This is a genomic window from Kosakonia quasisacchari (genome assembly GCF_004331415.1).
In the GTDB taxonomy this organism is placed as follows: Bacteria; Pseudomonadota; Gammaproteobacteria; order Enterobacterales; family Enterobacteriaceae; genus Kosakonia; species Kosakonia quasisacchari.
The window spans coordinates 147,535-170,973 of sequence record NZ_SJOP01000006.1 but is presented as its reverse complement, the minus strand read 5'-3'; the positions used below and the strand labels follow the sequence as shown (position 1 = coordinate 170,973).

Genomic DNA, 23,439 nt, shown 5'->3' with positions numbered 1-23,439 from the left:
CAAGGGAGGGGAAAGTTACCACTGCCATATTCTGGATGGTGTAACCATCGCAGGCAGCGGGATATCCCACTCTTCCACTGGCAACTTCTCCACACGCTGGCAGTCATGCGCGTAACCTACCGGTTGCAGACCGTATTCGCGCCAGTTTTGCAGCGTGCGATCGTAAAAACCCCCTCCCATTCCAAGGCGCTGCCCTTGTTCATCAAAGGCGACCAGCGGCGTAATCAGCACGTCGAGTTGGCTGAGCGGCAGCACTTCGCGCACATCCAGCTTCGGTTCCTGAATTTTCAGACGGTTAACGACCAGTTCACTGTGCGGATGGTAATGCAGAAACAGTAAATTGCCGGGGCTAAAGGGGTGCAACACGGGCAAGTAAACGCGTTTACCGCTACGCCAGAGTTGCTCTATCAGCGGTTGGGTATCCAGCTCACCATCAAAAGAGAGAAACAACGCTACGCTATGTGCCATCACAACCGGCGCATACGCCATCATGCGTGCCGCGGCCTGCTGGGCGAAGTGTGTTTGTTGTTCAGGAGTGAGTTCACGCCGGCGCTGGCGAATAACTTTGCGGATTTCTTGTCGCGACGAGGGAAAATCAGGAAGTTGCGTCATGGTACTTGTAATAAAGAAGGGAATCTCCGAGATGCCGCCGCTGGCTGTAACCCTTGAACCCTTGGTTCAAGGTGAATGCGTCGTCATAGTTTTAAGGCTTCTCGGACGGACCGAGCATGCTCACCAACCATGGATCGCCACATTCTTGTGGTATGAAATATCGGCTCAGGGGACTGGCCCGCTTGCAAACATCTCAGAGATATTTTTTAGCTTCACGGTCACTCTAACACAGATGACCCTGAAGCGTTATTCAAACTTTGGTCCCGGTCTTTCTGTTATGCGACCTTGATCAAGCAATGCCTGTTCAATGGTCTGCTGTAACATCCGAATACGCTGTTCCATGCTGGCGGCGTATTCGCGGGTCTTTGCTTTTTCCTGAGTCAGCTCGTAGCTAATGTTCAACGCGGCGATAAACACCAACTGCTCAGTATTTGTGACTCTAGTGCGAACCTTCAGATCTTGCAACCGCTGATTCAGATCCTCCGCGGCCTGATTCAGAGCATCTCTCTGTTCAGGCGGGCAATTCACTCGCAGTGAACGGCCAAAAATTTGGATATCGACGGGTTGTGCAGACATGCCACCTTCCTGCTGTTTGACTGCGCTCTGCCTCCGCATCCGAGTCCTGGGCTGCGAAGGGGCGACACTATAAGCTACCCCGGCGCGCGCTTTCAAGCTTTTTGCGTCTATACCTTAATGATTCGGTGTGCATGCATACGCATGGAACGTGAAGCATCACGGGTATATCACCAGGGGCCAAAGTGGTAGCATATCATGAATATTCCCCCCAACGACGACGAATGCGCATGTCTATACAGAACGAAATACCTGGTTACAACGATGTAGGCCAGCTACTCAACCAACAGGGCGTGGGATTACTTCCTGCTGAAATGCACGGGCTTATCGCGGGGATCCTCTGCGGCGGTAACAAAGATAGCTCCTGGCAGCCATTGCTGCATGATTTAACCAACGACGGTCTGGCATTCGGTCACGAGCTGGCGCAAGCGCTGCGCAGCATGCATTCAGCAACCAGTGACTCGCTGGAAGATGACGGTTTCTTGTTCCAGCTCTATCTGCCGGATGGCGACGATGTTAGCGTTTTTGACCGTGCCGACGCGCTGGCAGGCTGGGTGAATCATTTCCTGCTGGGGCTGGGCGTCACCCAGCCGAAGCTCGATAAAGTGACGGGTGAAACTGGCGAAGCGATTGACGATCTGCGCAACATTGCGCAGTTGGGTTATGACGAAGACGAAGATCAGGAAGAGCTGGAAATGTCGCTCGAAGAGATCGTCGAATACGTCCGTGTCGCGGCGCTACTGTGCCACGATACCTTCACGCGCCCTCAGCCTACCGCACCGGAAGTGCGTAAGCCCACGTTACATTAATTCACCTTGTAGGGAGTCGGTGTCATGACACAGCTTGAGTTTCTCCGTCGCCGCCAGGCATTGCTGGCGCAGATGGTTCCGGGCAGCGCGGCGTTAATTTTCGCCGCTCCGGAAGCCACCCGCAGTGCAGACAGTGAATACCCGTACCGCCAGCACAGCGATTTCTGGTATTTCACCGGTTTTAACGAGCCGGAAGCGGTGCTGGTGCTGATCAAAAGCGATGACACCCACAACCACAGCGTGCTGTTCAACCGCGTGCGCGACAAAACCGCCGAGATCTGGTTTGGTCGTCGCCTTGGTCAGGAAGCCGCACCGGAAAAGCTGGGCGTCGATCGCGCACTGGCTTTCCCGGATATCAACGAACATCTTTATCAATTGCTCAACGGCCTTGATGCCGTGTATCACGCGCAGGGTGAATTCGACTATGCCGACACCATTGTGTTTACCGCGTTAGGCAAGCTGCGCAAAGGCTCGCGTCAGAATCTGCTTGCGCCGCCAACGTTAACCGACTGGCGGCCGATGGTGCATGAAATGCGCCTGTTTAAATCTGCCGAAGAGATAGACGTGATGCGTCGCGCCGGGGAGATCTCCGCGCTGGCGCATACCCGCGCGATGCAGGTTTGTCGCCCGGGAATGTTTGAATATCAGCTTGAAGGTGAGATTCAGCACGAGTTTAACCGCCACGGCGCGCGTTTTCCCTCCTATAACACCATTGTGGGTTCTGGCGTGAACGGCTGCATCCTGCACTACACGGAAAATGAGAGCCAGATGCGTGATGGCGATCTGGTGCTGATTGATGCCGGTTGTGAATACAAAGGATATGCCGGCGATATCACCCGCACCTTCCCGGTCAACGGCAAATTCAGCCCGGCGCAGCGCGAAATCTACGATATCGTGCTGGCGTCACTGGAACGTGCCCTTGCGCTTTTCCGCCCAGGCACGTCCATCCAGGAAGTGACCAGCGAAGTGGTGCGCATCATGATTACCGGGCTGGTGAAGCTCGGCATCCTGAAAGGTGAAGTTGATGAGCTGGTGGAAAAAAGCGCGCACCGCCCGTTTTTTATGCACGGCTTAAGCCACTGGCTCGGGTTGGATGTGCACGATGTCGGTGTCTACGGCAAAGATCGCTCGCGTGAACTGGCGCCAGGCATGGTGCTGACGGTTGAACCGGGCCTCTATATCGCGCCGGATGCCGATGTGCCGGAACAGTATCGCGGTATTGGTATTCGTATTGAAGATGACATCGTCATCACTGAAGACGGCAACGAAAATCTGACCGCCAGCGTCGTGAAAAGCGCTGACGAGATTGAAGCGCTGATGGCGGCATCACATTCATGAGCGTGATCATTGTTGGCGGTGGCATGGCTGGCGCAACGCTTGCGCTGGCGATTTCTCATCTTACTCACGGCAAATTACCTGTTCATCTGGTGGAAGCCAGCGTACCCGGCGCATCCGCGCATCCGGGCTTTGACGCGCGTGCCATTGCGTTAGCAGCAGGTACGTGCCAGCAGCTGGCGCGCATTGGCATCTGGCAAGCCATTACCTCCTGTGCAACGCCGATTTCAACGGTTCATGTCAGCGATCGCGGCCATGCCGGTTTTGTCACGCTGGATGCGCAGGATTACCACATTGATGCGCTTGGTTACGTTGTCGAACTGCACGACGTTGGGCAGCGGCTGTTCACGCTATTGCAAAACGCGCCCGGCGTGACGCTGCACTGCCCGGCGAAAGTCAGCGCGGTTGCCCGTGATGAGCGGCAGGTGAGCGTAACGCTGGAAAGCGGTGAATGTATTACTGGTGAGTTATTGGTAGCGGCAGACGGCTCCCGTTCACGTATTGGCGAACAACTGGGTGTGAACTGGCAGCAAGCGCCTTATCACCAGGCGGCGGTTATCGCCAATGTCACAACGTCTGTGGCGCATCAGGGGCGGGCGTTTGAGCGTTTTACCGAACATGGCCCGTTGGCAATGTTGCCGATGTCACAAGGTCGCTGTTCGCTGGTATGGTGTCATCCGCTGGAAAAACAGCAGCAGGTTGCCGCCTGGTCTGACGAACGTTTCTGCCACGAGTTACAAAAGGCCTTTGGCTGGCGGCTCGGGCGTATCTTACATGTGGGCAAACGCAGCGTTTACCCGTTGAAGCTGACTGCGGTTTCTTCTCCTGTCTCGCACCGCGCGGTGCTGGTCGGGAATGCTGCACAAACGCTGCATCCTATTGCCGGACAGGGTTTTAACCTCGGTATGCGCGACGTGATGACGCTGGCGGAAACGCTGGCCGAGGCGTGGTCGGCTCAGCAAGATATCGGTTACTACCCCGTATTGACGGGCTACCGCGATCGCCGTCATGCAGATAAAAAAGCCACTATCGGCGTCACCGATGGGCTGGTGCATCTGTTTGCCAATCACTGGATACCGTTGGTCGTCGGGCGTAATGCCGGATTGATGGCGATGGAATTATTTACTCCGGCGCGTGATGCGCTGGCGCAGCGTACCCTCGGTTGGGTTGCCCGTTAAAGACAAAAGGAGCGAAGAGTGCAGAGTGTTGATGTTGCGATTGTCGGCGGCGGTATGGTCGGCCTGGCGCTGGCCTGTGGTTTACAGGGTAGCGGGTTGCGCGTGGCGGTGCTGGAGCAAAATGAGCCGACACCGCTGGCGGAAGATGCTCCCCCGGCGCTGCGCGTGTCAGCGATTAATGCTGCTAGCGAAAAGTTACTGACGCACCTTGGCGTCTGGTCAAACATTATTGCCCAACGTGCCGGGCGTTATCACGGCATGGAAGTGTGGGATAAAGACAGTTTTGGTCGCATCGCGTTTGATGATAAGAGCATGGGCTACAGCCATCTTGGTTACATTATTGAAAACGCAGTGATCCACCAGGCACTGTGGGATAAAGCCCAACAGTGTAAGGATGTCACTCTCCTGGCACCGGCTGAACTGCAGCAAGTGGCGTGGGGCGAAAACGACGCGTTTCTGACTTTAAAAGATGGCACCATGCTCACAGCTCGGCTGGTGGTTGGCGCAGATGGCGCGAATTCCTGGCTGCGCAACAAAACCGATATTCCGCTGACGTTCTGGGATTATCATCATCATGCACTCGTGGCGACCATTCGCACTGATGAACCGCATCAGGCGGTGGCGCGTCAGGTGTTTCACAACGACGGCATTCTCGCTTTTTTGCCACTTAACGATCCGCATTTGTGCTCGATTGTCTGGTCGCTGCCGCCAGCGCAGGCGAAAGCCATGCAGCAGGCGAGCGATGAAGAATTTAATCAGGCGTTGTGTGTGGCGTTCGATAACCGCCTTGGGCCGTGCCGCGTTGAGAGCGAGCGTCAGGTCTATCCGCTCACCGGACGCTATGCGCGCCAGTTTGCCGGGCACCGCCTGGCGCTGGTTGGCGATGCCGCGCACACCATTCACCCGCTGGCGGGGCAGGGCGTTAACCTCGGGTTTATGGATGTCGCTGAGTTAATCACCGAGCTGAAGCGTCTGAGCCGCGAAGGTAAAGACATTGGTCAACATCTCTATTTGCGCCGCTATGAGCGCAGCCGCAAACACAGCGCGGCGCTGATGCTGGCCGGGATGCAGGGCTTTCGCGAGCTTTTCTCAGGCGCAAATCCGGCGAAAAAGCTGCTGCGTGATATCGGCCTGAAACTGGCGGATACCCTTCCCGGTGTGAAAACACGGTTGTTACGCCAGGCAATGGGTCTTAACGATCTGCCTGATTGGTTACGTTAACTGCGTCACACTTTCCCTTCCCGACCCCGGGAAGGGATACCTCTTCCTCATTTGAAATATTCTAATTTCACCTCATTTTTCGGATTAGATTTTCTCATGTCGTGTTTTTTTCTTTTCAGGAAAATCTGCGTTTTTGCAGAGTGAAATACTGCAATTCCTTCCTATTTGTCATCAATGATGATTTTTTATGAAAAGTGAATCGTTATTCTTTGGAATAATACTCTGATGGCATTTTGTGTGTGATGGGTCATAAGCTAATGTGATGAACCATTTTTCCTTATGGTTAAGCGCTGCTTTCGGTGATAAGTTCAGGCCAAAGAGAACGTTTGCGTCGACGTCGTAAAACGGTGTCGGCACCAGTTGTTTTGGCGCAAATCACGCCGCCGAAAAACGTGATAGCTCAGCTTATTCGACGAGGAAAAGATGGCTCAGCAGACCCCTTTATACGAACAACACACGCTAAACGGCGCCCGCATGGTGGATTTCCATGGCTGGATGATGCCGCTGCATTACGGCTCGCAAATCGATGAGCACCACGCAGTGCGCACCGACGCCGGAATGTTTGATGTGTCGCACATGACCATCGTCGATCTCAAAGGCAGCCGTACCCGGGAGTTTCTGCGTTATTTACTGGCAAACGACGTCGCCAAACTCACTAAGCCCGGTAAAGCGCTCTATACCGGCATGCTAAATGCCTCGGGCGGTGTAATTGATGACTTGATCGTCTACTACTTCACCGAAGATTTCTTCCGCCTCGTTGTCAACTCCGCCACCCGCGAAAAAGACCTCTCCTGGATTTCCCAACACGCTGAACCTTATGCCATCGACATCACCGTCCGTGATGATTTGTCGTTGATCGCGGTACAAGGCCCGAACGCGCAGGCGAAAGCCGCCAGCCTGTTTACTGACGAGCAGCGCCGCGCCGTTGAAGGCATGAAACCGTTCTTTGGCGTTGAAGCCGGTGAGCTGTTCATTGCGACCACCGGTTATACCGGCGAAGCAGGGTATGAAATTGCGCTGCCCAACGAAAAAGCGGCCAGCTTCTGGCAGGCGCTGGTCAATGCGGGCGTGAAACCTTGCGGACTGGGCGCGCGCGATACTTTGCGTCTGGAAGCGGGTATGAACCTGTACGGTCAGGAGATGGATGAAGGTATCTCTCCGTTGGCCGCCAACATGGGTTGGACAATTGCCTGGGAGCCGCAGGAGCGAGACTTTATTGGCCGCGATGCGCTGGAACTGCAGCGTGAAAAAGGCACCGAACAACTGGTTGGCCTGGTAATGATCGAAAAAGGCGTATTGCGTAATGAGTTGCCGGTGCACTTCACTGATGCGCAAGGCAATGTGCAAAAAGGCGTGATCACTAGCGGTACGTTCTCGCCAACCCTCGGCTACAGTATTGCACTGGCGCGTGTTCCGGCGGGGATCGGCGAAAACGCCGTTGTACAGATCCGCAACCGCGAAATGCCGGTCAAAGTCACCAAACCTGTTTTTGTGCGCGCTGGCAAAGCCGTCGCGTAACCTTTTTATCTGGAGAGAATGAAATGAGCAACGTACCAGGCGAACTGAAATACAGCAAAGAACACGAGTGGCTGCGCAAAGAAGCGGACGGTACCTACACCGTTGGTATCACTGAACACGCACAGGAACTGCTGGGCGACATGGTGTTTGTCGACCTGCCGGAAACGGGCGCGACCGTCAGTGCAGGTGATGATTGCGCCGTTGCCGAATCGGTAAAAGCTGCTTCTGATATCTACGCGCCAATCAGCGGTGAGATCGTGGCAGTTAACGACCAACTGGCGGATTCTCCGGAGCTGGTGAACAGCGAACCGTACGGCGAAGGCTGGATCTTCAAAATCAAAGCCAGCGACGAAGCCGAAGTTGCCGCGCTGCTCGATGCAACAGCCTACGCTGCCCTGCTCGAAGACGAATAAATACGCATCATCCTTCGCGTTGCAGACGCGTTGGCTTCCTCGCTCACCCCAGGTACTTACTGATGTAAGCTTCCGGGGATTTGCTGCGTCGCCGCCTTCCTGCAACGCGAAAGATGTAGCGTATTCAGATAATTTCCAAATACGATTCACTGCACGTTTCAGGAACCCTCGCTCATGACACAGACTTTAAGCCAGCTTGAAAACCGTGGCGCTTTCATTGGACGTCACATTGGGCCGGATGCTCAGCAACAGCAGGAGATGCTGAACACCGTTGGCGCAGAGTCGCTTAATGCGCTGACAGCACTCATTGTGCCGAAAGATATTCAGCTCGCTACGCCGCCGCAGATTGGGGAATCCACTACCGAATATGCCGCGCTCGCCGAGCTGAAAGCCATTGCCAGCCGCAACAAGCGCTTTAAGTCTTACATTGGTATGGGTTACACCGCCGTGCAGTTGCCGCCGGTTATTCTGCGCAACATGCTGGAAAACCCAGGCTGGTACACCGCGTATACCCCCTATCAGCCGGAAGTATCCCAGGGCCGCCTTGAAGCGCTGCTCAACTTCCAGCAAGTTACGCTCGATCTCACCGGGCTGGATATCGCTTCTGCATCGCTGCTGGATGAAGCCACTGCGGCTGCCGAAGCAATGGCAATGGCGAAGCGCGTCAGCAAACTGAAAGGGGCCAACCGCTTCTTCGTTGCGGCAGACGTGCATCCGCAAACGCTTGACGTTGTGCGCACTCGCGCCGAAACCTTTGGTTTTGACGTGATCGTTGATGATGCAGCCAAAGTTCTTGATCACCAGGATGTGTTCGGCGTACTGCTCCAGCAGGTCGGCACTACGGGTGAAGTGCATGATTACAGCGCGCTGATTAACGAGTTGAAATCCCGCAAAATTGTGGTCAGCGTTGCCGCCGATTTGCTGACGCTGGTGCAACTGACTGCGCCGGGCAAACAGGGTGCTGACATTGTGTTTGGCTCCGCGCAACGCTTTGGCGTACCGATGGGTTACGGTGGCCCGCACGCGGCATTCTTTGCCGCAAAAGATGAATTCAAACGCTCCATGCCAGGTCGCATTATCGGCGTGTCGAAAGATGCCGCCGGTAACACCGCGCTGCGCATGGCGATGCAAACGCGCGAGCAGCATATTCGCCGCGAGAAAGCCAACTCCAACATCTGTACCTCGCAAGTCCTGCTGGCCAACATCGCCAGCTTGTACGCGGTTTTCCACGGTCCGGCCGGGCTGAAACGCATTGCCGGGCGTATTCATCGCCTGACCGATATTCTTGCTGCCGGCTTGCAGCGTGGCGGCCTGAAACTGCGCCACTCGCACTACTTCGACACCCTGTGTGTTGATGTTGCCGATAAAGCCGCCGTGCTGGCCCGCGCCGAGGCGCAGGAGATCAACCTGCGTAGCGACATTCTCAACGCTGTTGGCATCACGCTGGATGAAACCACCACGCGTGAAGATGTGCAGGTGTTGTTTAACGTACTGCTGGGTGATAAACACGGTCTGGATATTGACGCACTGGATAAAGACGTTGCACTCGACAGCCGTTCCATCCCGCAGAGCATGCTGCGTACAGACAGTTTCCTGACGCACCCGGTGTTTAATCGCTATCACAGCGAAACCGAGATGATGCGCTACATGCATTCGCTGGAGCGTAAAGATCTGGCGCTGAATCAGGCGATGATCCCGCTGGGCTCCTGCACTATGAAGCTGAACGCGGCGGCGGAAATGATCCCTATCACCTGGCCGGAATTTGCCGAACTGCACCCATTCTGCCCGCCGGAACAGGCTGAAGGCTATCACCAGATGATCGCCCAGCTCTCCGACTGGCTGGTGAAACTGACGGGTTACGATGCGCTCTGCATGCAGCCCAACTCTGGCGCACAGGGTGAATATGCGGGATTGCTGGCGATTCGTCACTACCATGAAAGCCGTAATGAAGGCCACCGCGATATCTGCCTGATCCCAAGCTCTGCGCACGGTACCAACCCGGCATCGGCACAAATGGCGGGGATGCAGGTGGTGGTGGTCGCTTGTGATAAAAATGGCAACATCGATCTGGCCGATCTGCGCGCGAAAGCGGAGCAGGCGGGCGACAATCTCTCGTGCATCATGGTGACGTACCCGTCCACGCACGGTGTGTATGAAGAGACGATTCGCGAAGTGTGTGAAGTGGTGCATCACTTTGGCGGCCAGGTTTATCTTGATGGCGCGAACATGAACGCCCAGGTGGGTATCACGTCACCGGGCTTTATTGGCGCTGATGTGTCGCACCTCAACCTGCATAAAACCTTCTGCATCCCGCACGGTGGCGGCGGGCCGGGCATGGGGCCGATTGGCGTGAAAGCGCATCTGGCACCGTTTGTGCCGGGCCACAGCGTGGTGCAGATTGAAGGGATGCTCACCCGCCAGGGCGCGGTCTCTGCGGCACCGTTTGGCAGCGCGTCGATTCTGCCGATCAGCTGGATGTATATCCGCATGATGGGCGCGGAAGGGCTGAAACAAGCGAGCCAGGTGGCGATTCTTAATGCCAACTACATTGCTAGCCGTCTGAAAGAGGCTTTCCCGGTGCTGTATACCGGCCGTAGTGGACACGTCGCGCACGAGTGTATTCTCGATATTCGCCCGCTGAAAGAAGAGACAGGTATCAGTGAACTGGATATCGCTAAACGTCTGATCGATTACGGTTTCCATGCGCCAACCATGTCTTTCCCGGTTGCCGGTACGCTGATGGTGGAGCCGACCGAATCGGAAAGTAAAGTCGAACTGGATCGCTTTATCGACGCAATGCTGGCGATTCGTGCTGAGATCGAGCGCGTGAAACAGGGCGAGTGGACGCTGGAAGATAACCCGCTGGTTAACGCACCGCATACGCAGAACGAGTTGGTTTCCGAATGGAACCACGGTTACACCCGCGAACTGGCGGTGTTCCCGGCAGGGTTTGCCAACAAATACTGGCCGACCGTGAAGCGTCTGGATGATGTGTACGGTGACCGTAACCTGTTCTGTTCCTGTGTACCGATGAGCGAATATCAGTAATACGCTGATTCGGCTATCTTTTAAGGGCGCTTCGGCGCCCTTTTTACTTTTCAGGAGAAACAGATGGCGATTGCATTAGTCACCGGTGGCAGCCGGGGCATTGGCCGCGCAACCGCGCTGCTGCTTGCTCAAGAAGGCTACACCGTCGCGGTCAATTATCACACCAACAAGCCTGCTGCCGACGATGTAGTGGCGAAAATCACTGCGCAGGGCGGTCACGCCTTCCCGGTACAGGCCGATATCAGTGATGAAGCGCAGGTTCAGGCCATGTTTGCGCGCCTTGATAGCGAGCCGCAGCCACTTACCGCGCTGGTCAATAACGCCGGGATCCTATTTCAGCAAAGCCGGGTGGAGCAACTGAGCGCTGAGCGTATCAACCGCGTTCTGGCGACTAACGTGACGGGCTATTTCCTCTGCTGTCGCGAAGCGGTCAAACGCATGTCCACTCAGCATGGCGGGCACGGCGGCGCGATTGTGAATGTTTCCTCGGCTGCGGCGCGTCTCGGTTCACCCGGCGAATACGTTGATTATGCGGCATCAAAAGGGGCGGTCGACACGCTAACGACCGGGCTGGCGCTGGAAGTTGCGGCAAACGGTATTCGCGTGAATGGTGTGCGTCCGGGGTTTATCTACACAGAAATGCATGCCAGCGGCGGCGAGCCTGGGCGTGTGGACAGGGTGAGCAGCGCGATCCCGATGCGGCGCGGTGGGCAACCGGAAGAAGTGGCGCAGGGAATTGTCTGGTTGTTGAGTGACAAAGCGTCGTATGTCACCGGCAGTTTTCTGGATTTAGCCGGCGGCAGATAAGTCCGCTTCTCCCACCAGGGAGAAGCGTTAACAGCGTCAGAGGGTTTCGCCGTTGCTGGCAATCACTTCTTTGTACCAATTAAAGCTCTTCTTACGAGAGCGTGACATATCGCCGGTGCCATCATCGTGCTTGTTCACATAGATAAAGCCGTAGCGTTTGCTGTACTGACCGGTGGTAAAAGAGACGCAGTCGATACAGCCCCACGGGGTATACCCCATCAAATCCACGCCGTCGTAGGTCACTGCTTTGACCATCTCTTTAACGTGCGCACGCAGATAATCGATGCGGTAATCGTCGTTGATGCTGCCATCGGCTTCGACTTTGTCGTATGCGCCAAAACCGTTCTCCACGATAAATAATGGTTTCTGATAGCGTTCGTATAGCTCGCACAACGCATAACGCAGGCCAACCGGATCAATCTGCCAGCCCCAGTCAGACGCTTTAACATGCGGATTAGGGACGCTGCCCTGGAAACCGGAAAGCGCATCGCCAACGCCGCCTTCCGCTTTCACCGCGTTGGTCATGTAGTAGCTAAAGCCGAGGTAATCGCAGCAACCCTCGCGCAGAATCGCCTCATCACCGGCTTCCATGTTGATGGTAAAACCGCGGCGTTCCCATTCGTTCAGCACATAAGAAGGGTAGTAGCCGCGCAGTTGTACGTCGGTAAAGACATAACGCTCACGCATGGATTCCTGGGCGTACATTACATCGTCCGGCTTACAGGAGAAGGGATACAGCGGCACCATCGCCAGCATGCAGCCAATCTTCATTTCCGGGTTGATACGATGGCCGATTTTCACCGCCATGGCGCTGGCAACGAACTGGTGGTGCAACACCTGGTACATGGTCTCTTCCGGGTTTTCATGTTCGGTGTAGACCACGCCGGAACAGCAGTAACCAAACAGCGGCGCGCGCCAGTTGCGCTGGTTGTTGATTTCGTTAAAGGTCATCCAATATTTGACCTTGGTTTTGTAGCGCTCAAACACCACTTGCGCGAAACGGACAAAGAAATCGACCACTTTACGGTTAGTCCAGCCACCATATTGCTGCACCAGGTGCAGCGGCATTTCGAAGTGGGACAGCGTGATGACCGGCTCGATGTTGTATTTCAACAACTCATCGAACATGTCGTCGTAAAACTTCAGCCCTTCTTCATTCGGCTGTTGCTCATCGCCCATCGGGAAGATGCGGGTCCAGGCGATGGAAGTGCGGAAACATTTGAAGCCCATTTCGGCGAAGAGTTTGATGTCTTCTTTGTAGTGACCATGAAAATCAATGGCTTCGTGGTTCGGGTAGTATTTGCCCGCGACGACGTCCTGCGTGATTTCACGTGGAACACCGTGCGCGCCGCCGGTCAGAACATCGCAAATGCTCGGGCCTTTGCCGCCTTTATTCCAGCCGCCTTCAACCTGGTGTGCGGCAACCGCGCCGCCCCATAAAAAGTCTTTCGGTAAGGTCAATTTTTTCATTGTTGCTGTTCCCGTTATATTGGCTGATAACGAGTCTAACAAAGGCGAATTAAATGTCACGATATAACAAATTACCGCTGGGGTAATTTGTTACACCGAAAAAACACACTGTTTTTTTATGCTATTTTCTTCGCCAGTTTACGCCCCAGCGACTCGAGAATATAAATAACAGGGATTTGTGTAGTAATATCGTAACCGCCAGTAATGCGCATTTGCGGCACATGCCAGGAAATATTAAAGTCCGCCAGTTTTGCCAGTCGGGAGTGTTCGTGGCTGGTGATTGACAACACTTTGCAGTGGTGCAAGCTGAACTGGCTGGCAAAGCGGAGGATCTCTTCCGTCTCGCCAGAAACCGAAAGCACAATTGCCAGCGCGTTTTTGGCCATATCATTCGTGACCGGAAAATAAGGGTCGTCGATATGGTTACTGAATTTACCGATATTTGAGAAGAATCTTGCGCCATATTTCGCTAGCGCGCCCGATGTGCCTGCACCGACAAATATAATGCGTTCGGAAGATAATATAATATCAACGGTGCTATCTAATAATTTATCGAACTCATCATTGTTGACGCTTTTAAAAAAACTGATCACTTCGCTGGCGCCAAAATTTGCTTGCGGCGGCTCATTTTGCTCTAAATATAATTTAAAACGCACGCGAAATTCAGAGTAGCCTTCACAGTTGAGCTTGCGGCAAAAGCGCAACACGGTCGTGGTGGAGACGCCCGCCGCATCGGCCAGTTCACGAATCGTCATGTACATTACTTTGTCGCGATTTTTGATGACAAAGTTGTAAACCAGCATCTCCAGAGTATTCAGGCTGGCGATGGCGGAGTGAGTAAACATTGTCACGGCGATATCCTTTGCTTGCTGTAAACGTAGCCCAATGCAACCCGGCAGGCTTTTTGCGTGCCCACATGCTGCCATAACTTCCGCGCCGTTTCCCTGACTTTCGCATTCATGGGTGGCAACTCATGTCATGAAATATTCATCAATGATATTTATTTTAGCGTACAGGTGTGCACTGGAATCATTCTCAGTTACTCTATTGTTGCAACGTTTTTTGAGTTCTCCAGGAGTTTCCATGGTTAAGAAACCTTTAATCGCACAGGGATACACGCTGGCAGAGGAAATTGCCAACAGCATCAGCCACGGTATCGGGCTGGTGTTCGGTATTGTCGGTCTGGTACTGCTGCTGGTACAGGCGGTAGACAATAATGCCAGTATGACGGCGATTACCAGCTATACGCTTTATGGCGGCAGCATGATCCTGCTGTTCCTCGCCTCCACGCTCTACCATGCGATTCCGCATCAGCGCGCAAAACTATGGTTAAAGAAATTTGACCACTGCGCCATTTATCTGCTGATTGCCGGCACCTATACACCTTTTTTACTGATCGGGCTGGATTCACCGTTGGCGCGTGGGCTGATGGTTGTGATCTGGAGCCTCGCCCTGTTAGGGATCCTATTTAAGCTCACCATTGCGCACCGGTTCAAAGTGTTGTCGCTGGTGACATACCTGGCGATGGGCTGGCTGTCGTTGATTGTGATTTATCAGCTTGCGACGCGGTTATCCGTGGGCGGCGTGACGCTTTTGGCTGTCGGCGGACTGGTGTACTCGTTGGGCGTGATTTTCTACGTCTGTAAACGTATTCCCTATAATCACGCCATCTGGCACGGCTTTGTACTGGGCGGCAGCGTGTGCCACTTCCTGGCAATCTATTTGTACGTTGGTAAAGTTTAAGTAGTAGCGCCGGGCGGCACTTTTGCCGACCCGGCTGTAGCTTGTTCAAATGGTTTAACGCGGATTATTCTTCTTCCAGCGAATAGGGCAGTGGCTCGATGCTTAACGTATTGGCGTCGTCGCGTACACGGAACACGCTGTTTGCTTCCATGTCATTGTTCATCACTACCTGAACCAGCACGCGGCCGTCATCCAGCTGTGTTGACGCAAGTACCGTTCCGGTACGACGCCAGTTTGCACCCATCTGTAGCTCAAGATCTTCACCCGCATCCGGCGTGCGGCTGGCTGCGCCCGCCAGGTACCACAATGCACGTTTGTTGGCGCCACGGAATTTCGCGCGAGCAACCATCTCTTGCCCGGTATAGCACCCTTTTTTGAAGCTGATGCCGCCCAACGCCTGCAGGTTGGTCGCCTGCGGAATAAACTGTGCGCTGTTTGGCTCGTCAATCACGGCTAACCCGGCTTCGATATTCAGCGCCAGCCACTGCTGGCTATTGTTGAGCTGCGCTTCGCCGCGCAGTTTTTCCGTCACCTGTTCTGCCGTTGCGGCATCGGTAACAAGCAGGAAGTGCTCGGCTGGATGTTCAAACCACAGGAGGGTTGTTTCCCCTTCTTGCACAACCTGCTTTTCGCTGTCCGGCAATGTTGTGAAAAGATTGGCCAGCGCGGCGCGAGCCTGAAAACCGGCAACGCCCAGCAGCACATGTTCGTCATCTGCGGCGATAGTGACTTTTGAGAATACGGCGTACTTTTTCAGCTCGCGAAGCTGTGACTCACGTACGCTACGGCGTAGGATCCAGGCAAACCCCTCCTGATAGTGAAACAACCGCATATTGCTCCACATTTTGCCTTTAGAATCGCAATGCGCCGCCAGCAGATGCTGATCTGCCGCCATCTTCGACACGTCAGCGGTGACCTGGCCTTGCAGGTATTTCTCGCTATCCGCGCCGGTAATGGTTGCCAGCGCCCAGTCATCGAGTGTCATAAGCGTCAGCGGCAGACGGGCGGATGCGGTCGGCTGGCGCGGAGGAAATGGAGTAAAAGCCATAATAATGTCCTGATTAGCTTAACGCTGTGTTGGTACTTAATGGTAAAAGAGCCATTGTCCAATGCAAGCGATAAAGCATGCGATTTGTGCCATTGTGCGAGCATTGCGAGGCGCTACGCAGCACAGTGATAATTTTGCAGACTATGCCATTTATTCTGGAAGCAGGCGCGGGAAGTTAAATATTCCGCAAAAGGAATATTAAAAACACGTTACAATAGGTCCTCATGCCTATGAAGGGAGAAGAACATGGATATTAATAATAAAGCCCGTATCCATTGGGCCTGTCGCCGCGGAATGCGCGAACTCGATATCTCCATCATGCCTTTTTTCGAACACGAGTACGACTCGCTCAGCGACCATGACAAGCAATTGTTTGTACGTCTGCTTGAAAGCGATGATCCGGATTTATTCAACTGGTTGATGAATCATGGCAAACCCCAGGACGCGGAGTTGCAGCGAATGGTGCAGTTAATTCAGACACGGAATCGGGATCGTGGTCCTGTGGCAATCTGATTTACGCGTCTCATGGCGCGCACAATGGATCTCGTTATTGCTGCATGGATTAGTGGCGGCGTTTATTTTATTTATGCCCTGGCCGTTGAGCTATACACCGCTGTGGCTTTTATTGCTGTCGCTGGTGGTTTTCGACTGCGTGCGCAGCCAGCGGCGAATCAACGCCTGCCACGGCGAGATCAAGCTGCTGATGGATTCCCGTCTGCGTTGGCAAGGTGTGGAGTGGGATATTGTCGGCACCCCCTGGATGATCCGCGGTGGCATGATGCTGCGTTTACATCGCGCGGAAGACGGGCGGCGCCAGCATTTATGGCTGGCGGCAGACAGTATGGATGCGCAGGAGTGGCGCGATCTACGCCGGATGATCACCCAAAAACCGGCGCAGGGGCTGCATTAAGGCGGGTGGCGGCTCAGCCGAGCCGTTCCGCCATTTCCGTCAGTATTTGCTCGCACCAGCTTTGAATGCGTTCATCGCTTAAATCGTACTGATTGGTCTCATCCAGCGCCAGCCCGACAAAGAGCTGCCCATCGGCAATGACCGGTTTTTTACTCGTAAATTCATAGCCTTCTGTCGGCCAGTATCCGATGAACGTCGCGCCTTTAGGGGCCAGTTTGTCATGGAGCATACCGAGTGCGTCGAGGAACCATTCGCCGTAACCGAGCTGATCGCCCATGCCGTATAACGCAATGATTTTTCCGTCGAGATTGAGATTATCAAGCTGATCCCAAACCGCTTCCCAATCTTCCTGCAACTCGCCGAAATCCCAGGTTGGAATGCCCAGAATAAGCGCATCGTACTGTTCCATCAGGGCCGGAGCATCGTCTTTCAGGTTGTGCAACGTCACCAGCTCCGGGCCGATAATATCGCGGATTTTTTCCGCCGCCATTTCGGTGTAGCAAGTGCTGGAACCGTAAAACAGACCGATATTCATAACGTAAACTTCTCGATTCTTGATGTGTCTTTTCACGCAGTGTACCAGAATCGTACATCAATCAGGCATAATGCAGCGTTTGAGTAAAGGAGACGCTGGATGGAACAGGATCTCGCACGTATCGAACAGTTTCTCGATGCTCTCTGGCTTGAGAACAACCTGGCGGAAAATACGCTAAACGCTTACCGCCGTGATTTGAAAAGCGTGGTGGAGTGGTTGCACCACCACGCCAGCAGTCTTGAAAAAGCGCAAAGCGATGATTTACAAGCGCTGTTAGCTGAAAGGGTGAGCGGTGGTTATAAGGCCACCAGCTCGGCGCGCTTGCTGAGCGCCGTGCGACGTTTTTTTCAGTACCTTTACCGGGAAAAAGTACGCAACGACGATCCCAGCGCATTGCTCGCATCACCTAAATTGCCACAACGTTTACCGAAAGACTTAAGTGAAACACAGGTGGGCAGGCTTCTACAGGCTCCGGTGGTTGACCAACCGCTGGAGTTACGCGATAAAGCGATGCTTGAGGTGTTGTATGCCACCGGCCTTCGCGTTTCTGAACTGGTTGGCCTGACGATGAGTGATATCAGCCTGCGTCAGGGCGTGGTGCGAGTGATTGGTAAAGGCAATAAAGAACGCCTGGTGCCGCTGGGCGAAGAGGCGGTGTATTGGGTCGAAAACTATCTGGAGCATGGCCGCCCCTGGCTGCTTAACGGTGTATCAATTGATGTGCTGTTTCCAAGCCAGCGCGCGCAGCAGATGACGCGCCAAACTTTCTGGCATCGCATCAAGCACTATGCTGTGCTTGCGGGTATCGACAGTGAAAAACTCTCGCCCCACGTTTTGCGCCATGCGTTTGCCACCCATCTGCTGAACCACGGCGCGGATCTGCGAGTAGTGCAAATGCTTTTAGGCCACCAGGATTTATCGACGACGCAAATTTATACGCATGTCGCTACCGAGCGACTGCGCAAGCTTCATCAACAGCATCACCCGCGGGCGTGAATGCTGACAATTAAAGGATGTGTTATGAAAAAAGGTTTAGTGATGTTCACCCTGCTGGCGGCGGCGTTTACCGGCGCGGCGCACGCCGATGACGCGGCCATCAAACAGTCGCTGGCAAAATTGGGTGTACAGAGCGGTGAAGTGCTGCCCGCACCTGTTGCCGGAATGAAAGCCGTGTTGACCAACAGCGGCGTGCTGTATGTGACGGAAGATGGCAAACATATCATCCAGGGTCCGATGTACGATGTCAGCGGCGCGCAGCCCGTGAACATCACCACCAGGATGCTATTACCGCATCTGAACGCGCTGGAAAAAGAGATGATTGTCTACAAAGCGCCGCAGGAAAAACATGTCATCACCGTGTTCACTGACATCACTTGCGGCTACTGCCAGAAACTGCACAGCGAAATGGCAGACTACAACGCGCTCGGCATCACCGTGCGTTACCTTGCATTCCCGCGTCAGGGTGTGCCGAGCGAAGTTGAAAACCAGATGAAAGCTATCTGGTGTGCAAAAGATCCTAAAAAAGCCTTCGATAGTGCGATGGAAGGTAAAGACGTGAAACCGGCCAGTTGTGATATCGACATCGCTAATCATTATGCGCTGGGCGTGCAGTTTGGCGTCAACGGCACGCCAGCCATCGTGCTGAATGACGGCTACCTTGTTCCGGGTTACCAGGCTCCGGCAGAAATGAAAGCCTTCCTCGATCAACATCAAAAAGCCACTGGCGGTAAATAATTCGCGTGAAAGCTCAGATACAACTTCGCCGCCGTGAGGTGGATAACGCAGCAGACCTGGCAGAAGACTTGCCGCCACTGCTGCGTCGCTTATACGCAAGCCGCGGTGTGCGCACGGCCAGTGAACTGGAACGCAGTGTTAAAGGCATGCTGCCGTGGCAACAACTTACCGGTATCGATGATGCAGTGGCGCAGCTTTACACTGCATTGCGTGAAGGGTTGCGCATTATCGTGGTGGGCGATTTCGATGCGGATGGCGCAACCAGCACCGCCCTTAGCGTGCTGGCGCTGCGCGCGCTCGGTTGCGAAAACGTCAGTTACCTGGTGCCGAACCGTTTTGACGACGGTTATGGGCTGAGCCCGGAAGTGGTCGATCAGGCGCATGCGCGCGGCGCGCAAATCATTCTGACGGTGGATAACGGCATCTCGTCACATGCTGGTGTAGCGCGAGCACATGAACTGGGGATCCCGGTGGTGGTAACCGATCACCATCTGCCGGGTGACACGCTGCCGGATGCCGACGCGATTGTTAACCCGAATCTGCGTGACTGCGATTTTCCGTCGAAGTCGCTGGCTGGTGTCGGCGTTGCTTTTTATCTGATGCTGGCTTTGCGTGCCTTTTTGCGTGACAACGGTTGGTTTGAGGCGCGCGGCCTGGCGATGCCAAATCTGGCGGAGCTGCTCGATTTGGTGGCGCTGGGAACGGTGGCAGACGTGGTGCCGCTGGATGCCAATAACCGCATTCTGACCTGGCAGGGACTGAGCCGCATTCGCGCCGGGCGCTGCCGTCCTGGCATCAAAGCGCTGCTGGAAATTGCCAACCGCGATGCGCAAAAGCTGGCGGCCAGCGATCTCGGTTTTGCGCTCGGGCCGCGCCTTAACGCGGCGGGCAGGCTGGACGATATGTCGGTGGGGGTTGCGCTGTTACTGTGCGAAAACCTTGGTGAAGCGCGCCAGTTAGCCAGCGATCTCGACGCGTTGAACCAGACGCGCAAAGAGATTGAGCAGGGGATGCAAGCAGAGGCGCTGACGCTGTGCGAGCAGCTTGAGCGCAGTGGTGAAACGCTGCCCGGCGGTTTAGCGATGTACCATCCCGAGTGGCATCAGGGAGTGGTCGGCATTCTCGCTTCGCGCATTAAAGAGCGCTTTCACCGCCCGGTGATCGCCTTTGCGCCAGCCGGAGACGGGGTGCTGAAAGGCTCGGGGCGTTCGATTCAGGGGCTGCATATGCGTGATGCGCTGGAACGTCTGGATATGCTGTTTCCTGGCATGATGCTCAAATTCGGCGGTCACGCAATGGCGGCCGGTTTGACGCTGGAAGAACACCGTTTTGAAGAGTTCCGCCAGCGCTTTGGCGAGCTGGTGACCGAATGGCTGGATCCGGCGTTATTACAAGGCGAGATTGTCTCTGACGGCCCGCTGTCGGCACAGGAGATGACGCTGGAAGTCGCTGAGATGCTGCGCGAAGCGGGCCCCTGGGGGCAAATGTTCCCGGAACCGCTGTTTGACGGCGAGTTTCGGCTCCTGCAGCAGCGGCTGGTGGGCGAGCGCCATTTAAAAGTGATGCTGGAGCCGGTTGGCGGCGGTCCGTTGCTTGATGGTATCGCTTTTAACGTCGATACCACTTGCTGGCCGGACAACGGTGTGCGGCAGGTAAATATTGCTTATAAACTGGATGTGAACGAGTTTCGCGGCAATCGTAGCGTACAGCTGATCATCGAGAATCTCTGGCCACTTTAGCGCCAGTATTCGCTATAAAACAGGGCGGGAATCCGGTAAACTTCCGCCCTTATCACCGCATTTTGACTAGTCCATTAAAAGAAATCAGACCATGTTTGAAATTAACCCGGTAAAAAATCGTATTCAGGACCTCACGGAGCGCTCAGACGTTCTTAGGGGGTATCTTTGACTATGACGCCAAGAAAGAGCGCCTGGAAGAAGTAAACGCCGAGCTGGAACAGCCGGATGTGTGGAACGAACCTGAGCGCGCACAGGCGCTGGGCAAAGAGCGTTCCTCACTCGAAGCTATCGTTGATACGCTGGATCAAATGCGTCAGGGGCTGGAAGATGTCAGCGGCCTGCTGGATCTGGCGGTTGAAGCCGAAGACGAAGAAACCTTTAACGAAGCGGTCGCCGAACTGGATGTGCTGGAAGAGAAACTGGCACAGTTGGAGTTCCGTCGCATGTTCTCTGGCGAGTACGACAGCGCCGACTGCTACCTGGATATTCAGGCGGGTTCCGGCGGCACCGAAGCGCAGGACTGGGCGAGCATGCTGACGCGCATGTACTTGCGTTGGGCGGAAGCGCGCGGCTTTAAAACCGAGATTATTGAAGAGTCCGAAGGTGAAGTTGCGGGCATCAAGTCCGTCACCATTAAGATTATGGGCGATTACGCCTACGGCTGGCTGCGTACTGAAACCGGCGTTCATCGCCTGGTGCGTAAGAGCCCGTTCGATTCCGGCGGCCGTCGTCACACCTCGTTTAGCTCCGCGTTTGTCTACCCGGAAGTGGACGACGATATTGATATCGAAATCAACCCGGCGGATCTGCGTATCGACGTTTATCGCGCATCCGGCGCGGGCGGTCAGCACGTAAACCGTACGGAATCCGCGGTGCGTATTACCCACATTCCTACCGGACTGGTAACGCAATGCCAGAACGACCGCTCCCAGCATAAGAACAAAGACCAGGCCATGAAGCAGATGAAAGCGAAGCTTTATGAACTGGAAATGCAGAAGAAAAATGCTGAGAAACAGGCGATGGAAGACACCAAGTCGGACATCGGTTGGGGCAGCCAGATCCGCTCTTATGTCCTGGATGATTCCCGCATTAAAGATCTGCGCACCGGGGTTGAAACCCGTAACACGCAGGCGGTGCTGGATGGCAGCCTGGATCAATTTATCGAAGCAAGTTTGAAAGCAGGGTTATGAGGAACCAACATGTCTGAACAACAAGCACAAAGCGCTGACACGGCAGTCGATCTTAATAATGAACTGAAAACCCGCCGTGAGAAGCTGGCGCAACTGCGTGAGCAGGGCGTGGCGTTCCCGAACGATTTCCGCCGCGATCAGACCTCTGACAAGCTGCACGCGCAATTCGATGCCAAAGAGAACGAAGAGCTGGAAGCGCTGGGTATCGAAGTTGCTGTAGCGGGCCGTATGATGACCCGCCGCATCATGGGTAAAGCCTCTTTCGTCACCTTGCAGGACGTTGGTGGCCGCATTCAGCTGTATGTCTCACGTGACGATCTGGCGGAAGGCGTCTATAACGAGCAGTTCAAAAAATGGGATCTGGGCGACATCCTCGGCGCACGTGGCAAGCTGTTCAAGACCAAAACTGGTGAACTCTCTATCCATTGCACTGAGCTGCGTTTGTTGACTAAGGCGCTGCGCCCGCTGCCGGATAAATTCCACGGTTTGCAGGATCAGGAAGCGCGTTATCGTCAGCGTTACCTGGATCTCATCTCGAATGATGAATCCCGTAACACCTTTAAAGTGCGTTCACAGATCCTGGCTGGTATCCGTCAGTTCATGGTAGGCCGCGACTTTATGGAAGTGGAAACGCCGATGATGCAGGTGATCCCGGGCGGTGCCTCTGCGCGTCCGTTTATCACCCACCATAACGCGCTGGATCTCGACATGTACCTGCGTATCGCGCCGGAACTGTACCTCAAACGTCTGGTGGTTGGCGGCTTCGAGCGCGTATTCGAAATTAACCGCAACTTCCGTAACGAAGGTATTTCCGTTCGCCATAACCCCGAGTTCACCATGATGGAACTCTATATGGCGTACGCGGATTACAAAGATCTGATCGAACTGACCGAATCCCTGTTCCGTACGCTTGCGCAGAACATCCTCGGTAAAACCGAAGTGCCTTACGGCGACGAAGTGTTCGATTTCGGTAAGCCGTTCGAAAAACTGACCATGCGCGAAGCGATCAAGAAATACCGCCCGGAAACCAACATGGCGGATCTGGATAACTTCGACAGCGCGAAGGCGATTGCTGAAAGTATCGGTATCAAGGTTGAGAAGAGCTGGGGTCTGGGCCGTATTGTCACTGAGATCTTCGAAGAAGTGGCAGAAGCACACTTGATCCAGCCGACTTTCATTACCGAATACCCGGCGGAAGTCTCGCCGTTGGCGCGTCGTAACGATCAGAACCCGGAAATCACCGATCGCTTTGAGTTCTTCATTGGCGGGCGTGAAATCGGTAACGGTTTTAGCGAGCTGAACGACGCAGAAGATCAGGCGCAGCGCTTCCAGGATCAGGTTGATGCGAAAGCAGCAGGCGACGACGAAGCCATGTTCTTCGACGAAGACTACGTGACCGCGCTGGAACACGGCTTACCGCCAACTGCCGGTCTGGGCATCGGTATCGACCGTATGGTGATGTTGTTCACCAACAGCCACACCATTCGTGATGTGATCCTGTTCCCAGCGATGCGTCCGGTAAAATAATCGCTCAGCGATAAAAAAAGCCCCGGCGT

22 protein-coding genes and 1 other RNA gene are annotated in these 23,439 nt (G+C 54.6%); 16 read left to right on the top strand and 7 right to left on the bottom strand.

All coding sequences use genetic code 11. From position 1 onward, the window contains the following. Positions 1-15 precede the first annotated feature (15 nt). From E0L21_RS08635 to zapA, 3 genes are all read right to left on the bottom strand, one after another. Positions 16-612 carry a 5-formyltetrahydrofolate cyclo-ligase gene (locus tag E0L21_RS08635; protein ID WP_131408546.1) on the bottom strand — a complete coding sequence of 199 codons (597 nt, stop codon included), beginning with the start codon at positions 610-612 and terminating at the stop codon, positions 16-18. Positions 613-631: 19 nt separating this feature from the next. Continuing rightward, positions 632-815, bottom strand: a non-coding RNA gene (ssrS, locus tag E0L21_RS08630) — 6S RNA. Positions 816-858: 43 nt separating this feature from the next. Continuing rightward, on the bottom strand, positions 859-1,188 hold the full coding sequence (gene zapA, locus E0L21_RS08625; RefSeq protein WP_017457603.1) for a cell division protein ZapA: 330 nt from the start codon (positions 1,186-1,188) through the stop codon (positions 859-861). Between the two features lie 227 nt (positions 1,189-1,415). Between zapA and E0L21_RS08620 the strand changes: the two genes are divergently transcribed. The 8 genes from E0L21_RS08620 to E0L21_RS08585 all read left to right on the top strand — a co-directional run bounded on the left by E0L21_RS08620 (position 1,416) and on the right by E0L21_RS08585 (position 11,514). Further along, entirely contained in the window at positions 1,416-1,994 is a 579-nt protein-coding gene (locus E0L21_RS08620) for a YecA/YgfB family protein (RefSeq protein WP_131408544.1), read from the top strand. Between the two features lie 24 nt (positions 1,995-2,018). Next, positions 2,019-3,332: a Xaa-Pro aminopeptidase gene (gene pepP / locus E0L21_RS08615; protein ID WP_131408542.1), complete on the top strand. Its 1,314-nt coding sequence runs from the start codon at positions 2,019-2,021 to the stop codon at positions 3,330-3,332. Beyond that, positions 3,329-4,507 carry a 2-octaprenyl-6-methoxyphenyl hydroxylase gene (ubiH, locus tag E0L21_RS08610; protein ID WP_131408540.1) on the top strand — a complete coding sequence of 393 codons (1,179 nt, stop codon included), beginning with the start codon at positions 3,329-3,331 and terminating at the stop codon, positions 4,505-4,507. The genes pepP and ubiH overlap by 4 nt, the downstream gene beginning before the upstream one ends. Positions 4,508-4,525: 18 nt before the next feature. Then, entirely contained in the window at positions 4,526-5,728 is a 1,203-nt protein-coding gene (gene ubiI / locus E0L21_RS08605; protein ID WP_131408538.1) for an FAD-dependent 2-octaprenylphenol hydroxylase, read from the top strand. A 423-nt stretch (positions 5,729-6,151) separates the two neighbouring features. Beyond that, positions 6,152-7,246, top strand: a complete 1,095-nt coding sequence (gene gcvT, locus E0L21_RS08600; protein ID WP_131408536.1) for a glycine cleavage system aminomethyltransferase GcvT — start codon at positions 6,152-6,154, stop codon at positions 7,244-7,246. Between the two features lie 23 nt (positions 7,247-7,269). Then, entirely contained in the window at positions 7,270-7,659 is a 390-nt protein-coding gene (gcvH, locus tag E0L21_RS08595) for a glycine cleavage system protein GcvH (protein WP_131408534.1), read from the top strand. 174 nt (positions 7,660-7,833) lie between these two features. Then, a complete protein-coding gene (gene gcvP, locus E0L21_RS08590; protein ID WP_131408532.1) occupies positions 7,834-10,707 on the top strand; it encodes an aminomethyl-transferring glycine dehydrogenase in 2,874 nt (957 codons plus the stop codon). A 63-nt stretch (positions 10,708-10,770) separates the two neighbouring features. Further along, entirely contained in the window at positions 10,771-11,514 is a 744-nt protein-coding gene (locus E0L21_RS08585; protein WP_131408530.1) for an SDR family oxidoreductase, read from the top strand. A 36-nt stretch (positions 11,515-11,550) separates the two neighbouring features. Here the strand turns inward: E0L21_RS08585 and E0L21_RS08580 are convergent, their stop codons facing one another. Both E0L21_RS08580 and E0L21_RS08575 read right to left on the bottom strand, forming a co-directional pair. After that, positions 11,551-12,984: a 6-phospho-beta-glucosidase gene (locus E0L21_RS08580; protein ID WP_131408528.1), complete on the bottom strand. Its 1,434-nt coding sequence runs from the start codon at positions 12,982-12,984 to the stop codon at positions 11,551-11,553. A 116-nt stretch (positions 12,985-13,100) separates the two neighbouring features. Further along, positions 13,101-13,829 carry a MurR/RpiR family transcriptional regulator gene (locus E0L21_RS08575; protein ID WP_131408664.1) on the bottom strand — a complete coding sequence of 243 codons (729 nt, stop codon included), beginning with the start codon at positions 13,827-13,829 and terminating at the stop codon, positions 13,101-13,103. Between the two features lie 238 nt (positions 13,830-14,067). Here E0L21_RS08575 and trhA point away from each other — a divergent pair, with 238 nt between their 5' ends. After that, on the top strand, positions 14,068-14,727 hold the full coding sequence (trhA, locus tag E0L21_RS08570; protein WP_131408527.1) for a PAQR family membrane homeostasis protein TrhA: 660 nt from the start codon (positions 14,068-14,070) through the stop codon (positions 14,725-14,727). Positions 14,728-14,791: 64 nt separating this feature from the next. Here trhA and ygfZ read toward each other — a convergent pair whose 3' ends face one another. Then, positions 14,792-15,775, bottom strand: coding sequence for a tRNA-modifying protein YgfZ (gene ygfZ, locus E0L21_RS08565; RefSeq protein WP_131408525.1), 984 nt, complete (start codon positions 15,773-15,775; stop codon positions 14,792-14,794). A 246-nt stretch (positions 15,776-16,021) separates the two neighbouring features. On the opposite strand from ygfZ, the gene sdhE reads away from it, so the two are divergent. Together sdhE and E0L21_RS08555 are read left to right on the top strand one after the other, a co-directional pair. After that, on the top strand, positions 16,022-16,288 hold the full coding sequence (gene sdhE, locus E0L21_RS08560) for an FAD assembly factor SdhE (RefSeq protein WP_131408523.1): 267 nt from the start codon (positions 16,022-16,024) through the stop codon (positions 16,286-16,288). Next, positions 16,269-16,685 (top strand): protein YgfX, encoded by a 417-nt coding sequence (locus tag E0L21_RS08555; RefSeq protein WP_131408521.1) that lies wholly within the window; start codon positions 16,269-16,271, stop codon positions 16,683-16,685. Before sdhE ends, E0L21_RS08555 begins: the two co-directional genes overlap by 20 nt. Before the next feature lie 13 nt (positions 16,686-16,698). Here E0L21_RS08555 and fldB read toward each other — a convergent pair whose 3' ends face one another. Further along, positions 16,699-17,220 (bottom strand): flavodoxin FldB, encoded by a 522-nt coding sequence (gene fldB / locus E0L21_RS08550; protein ID WP_131408519.1) that lies wholly within the window; start codon positions 17,218-17,220, stop codon positions 16,699-16,701. A gap of 99 nt (positions 17,221-17,319) precedes the next feature. Between fldB and xerD the strand changes: the two genes are divergently transcribed. From xerD to lysS, 5 genes are all read left to right on the top strand, one after another. Beyond that, entirely contained in the window at positions 17,320-18,216 is an 897-nt protein-coding gene (xerD, locus tag E0L21_RS08545; RefSeq protein WP_131408517.1) for a site-specific tyrosine recombinase XerD, read from the top strand. A gap of 24 nt (positions 18,217-18,240) precedes the next feature. Beyond that, entirely contained in the window at positions 18,241-18,954 is a 714-nt protein-coding gene (dsbC, locus tag E0L21_RS08540; RefSeq protein WP_131408515.1) for a bifunctional protein-disulfide isomerase/oxidoreductase DsbC, read from the top strand. Between the two features lie 5 nt (positions 18,955-18,959). Continuing rightward, positions 18,960-20,693: a single-stranded-DNA-specific exonuclease RecJ gene (gene recJ, locus E0L21_RS08535; RefSeq protein WP_131408513.1), complete on the top strand. Its 1,734-nt coding sequence runs from the start codon at positions 18,960-18,962 to the stop codon at positions 20,691-20,693. 91 nt (positions 20,694-20,784) lie between these two features. Continuing rightward, a protein-coding gene (prfB, locus tag E0L21_RS08530; protein ID WP_131408511.1) for a peptide chain release factor 2 occupies positions 20,785-21,883 on the top strand; the annotation gives its coding sequence in 2 pieces (ribosomal slippage) (positions 20,785-20,859 and positions 20,861-21,883; 1,098 coding nt in all). A 9-nt stretch (positions 21,884-21,892) separates the two neighbouring features. After that, a complete protein-coding gene (gene lysS / locus E0L21_RS08525; protein ID WP_131408509.1) occupies positions 21,893-23,410 on the top strand; it encodes a lysine--tRNA ligase in 1,518 nt (505 codons plus the stop codon). Positions 23,411-23,439 lie beyond the last annotated feature (29 nt).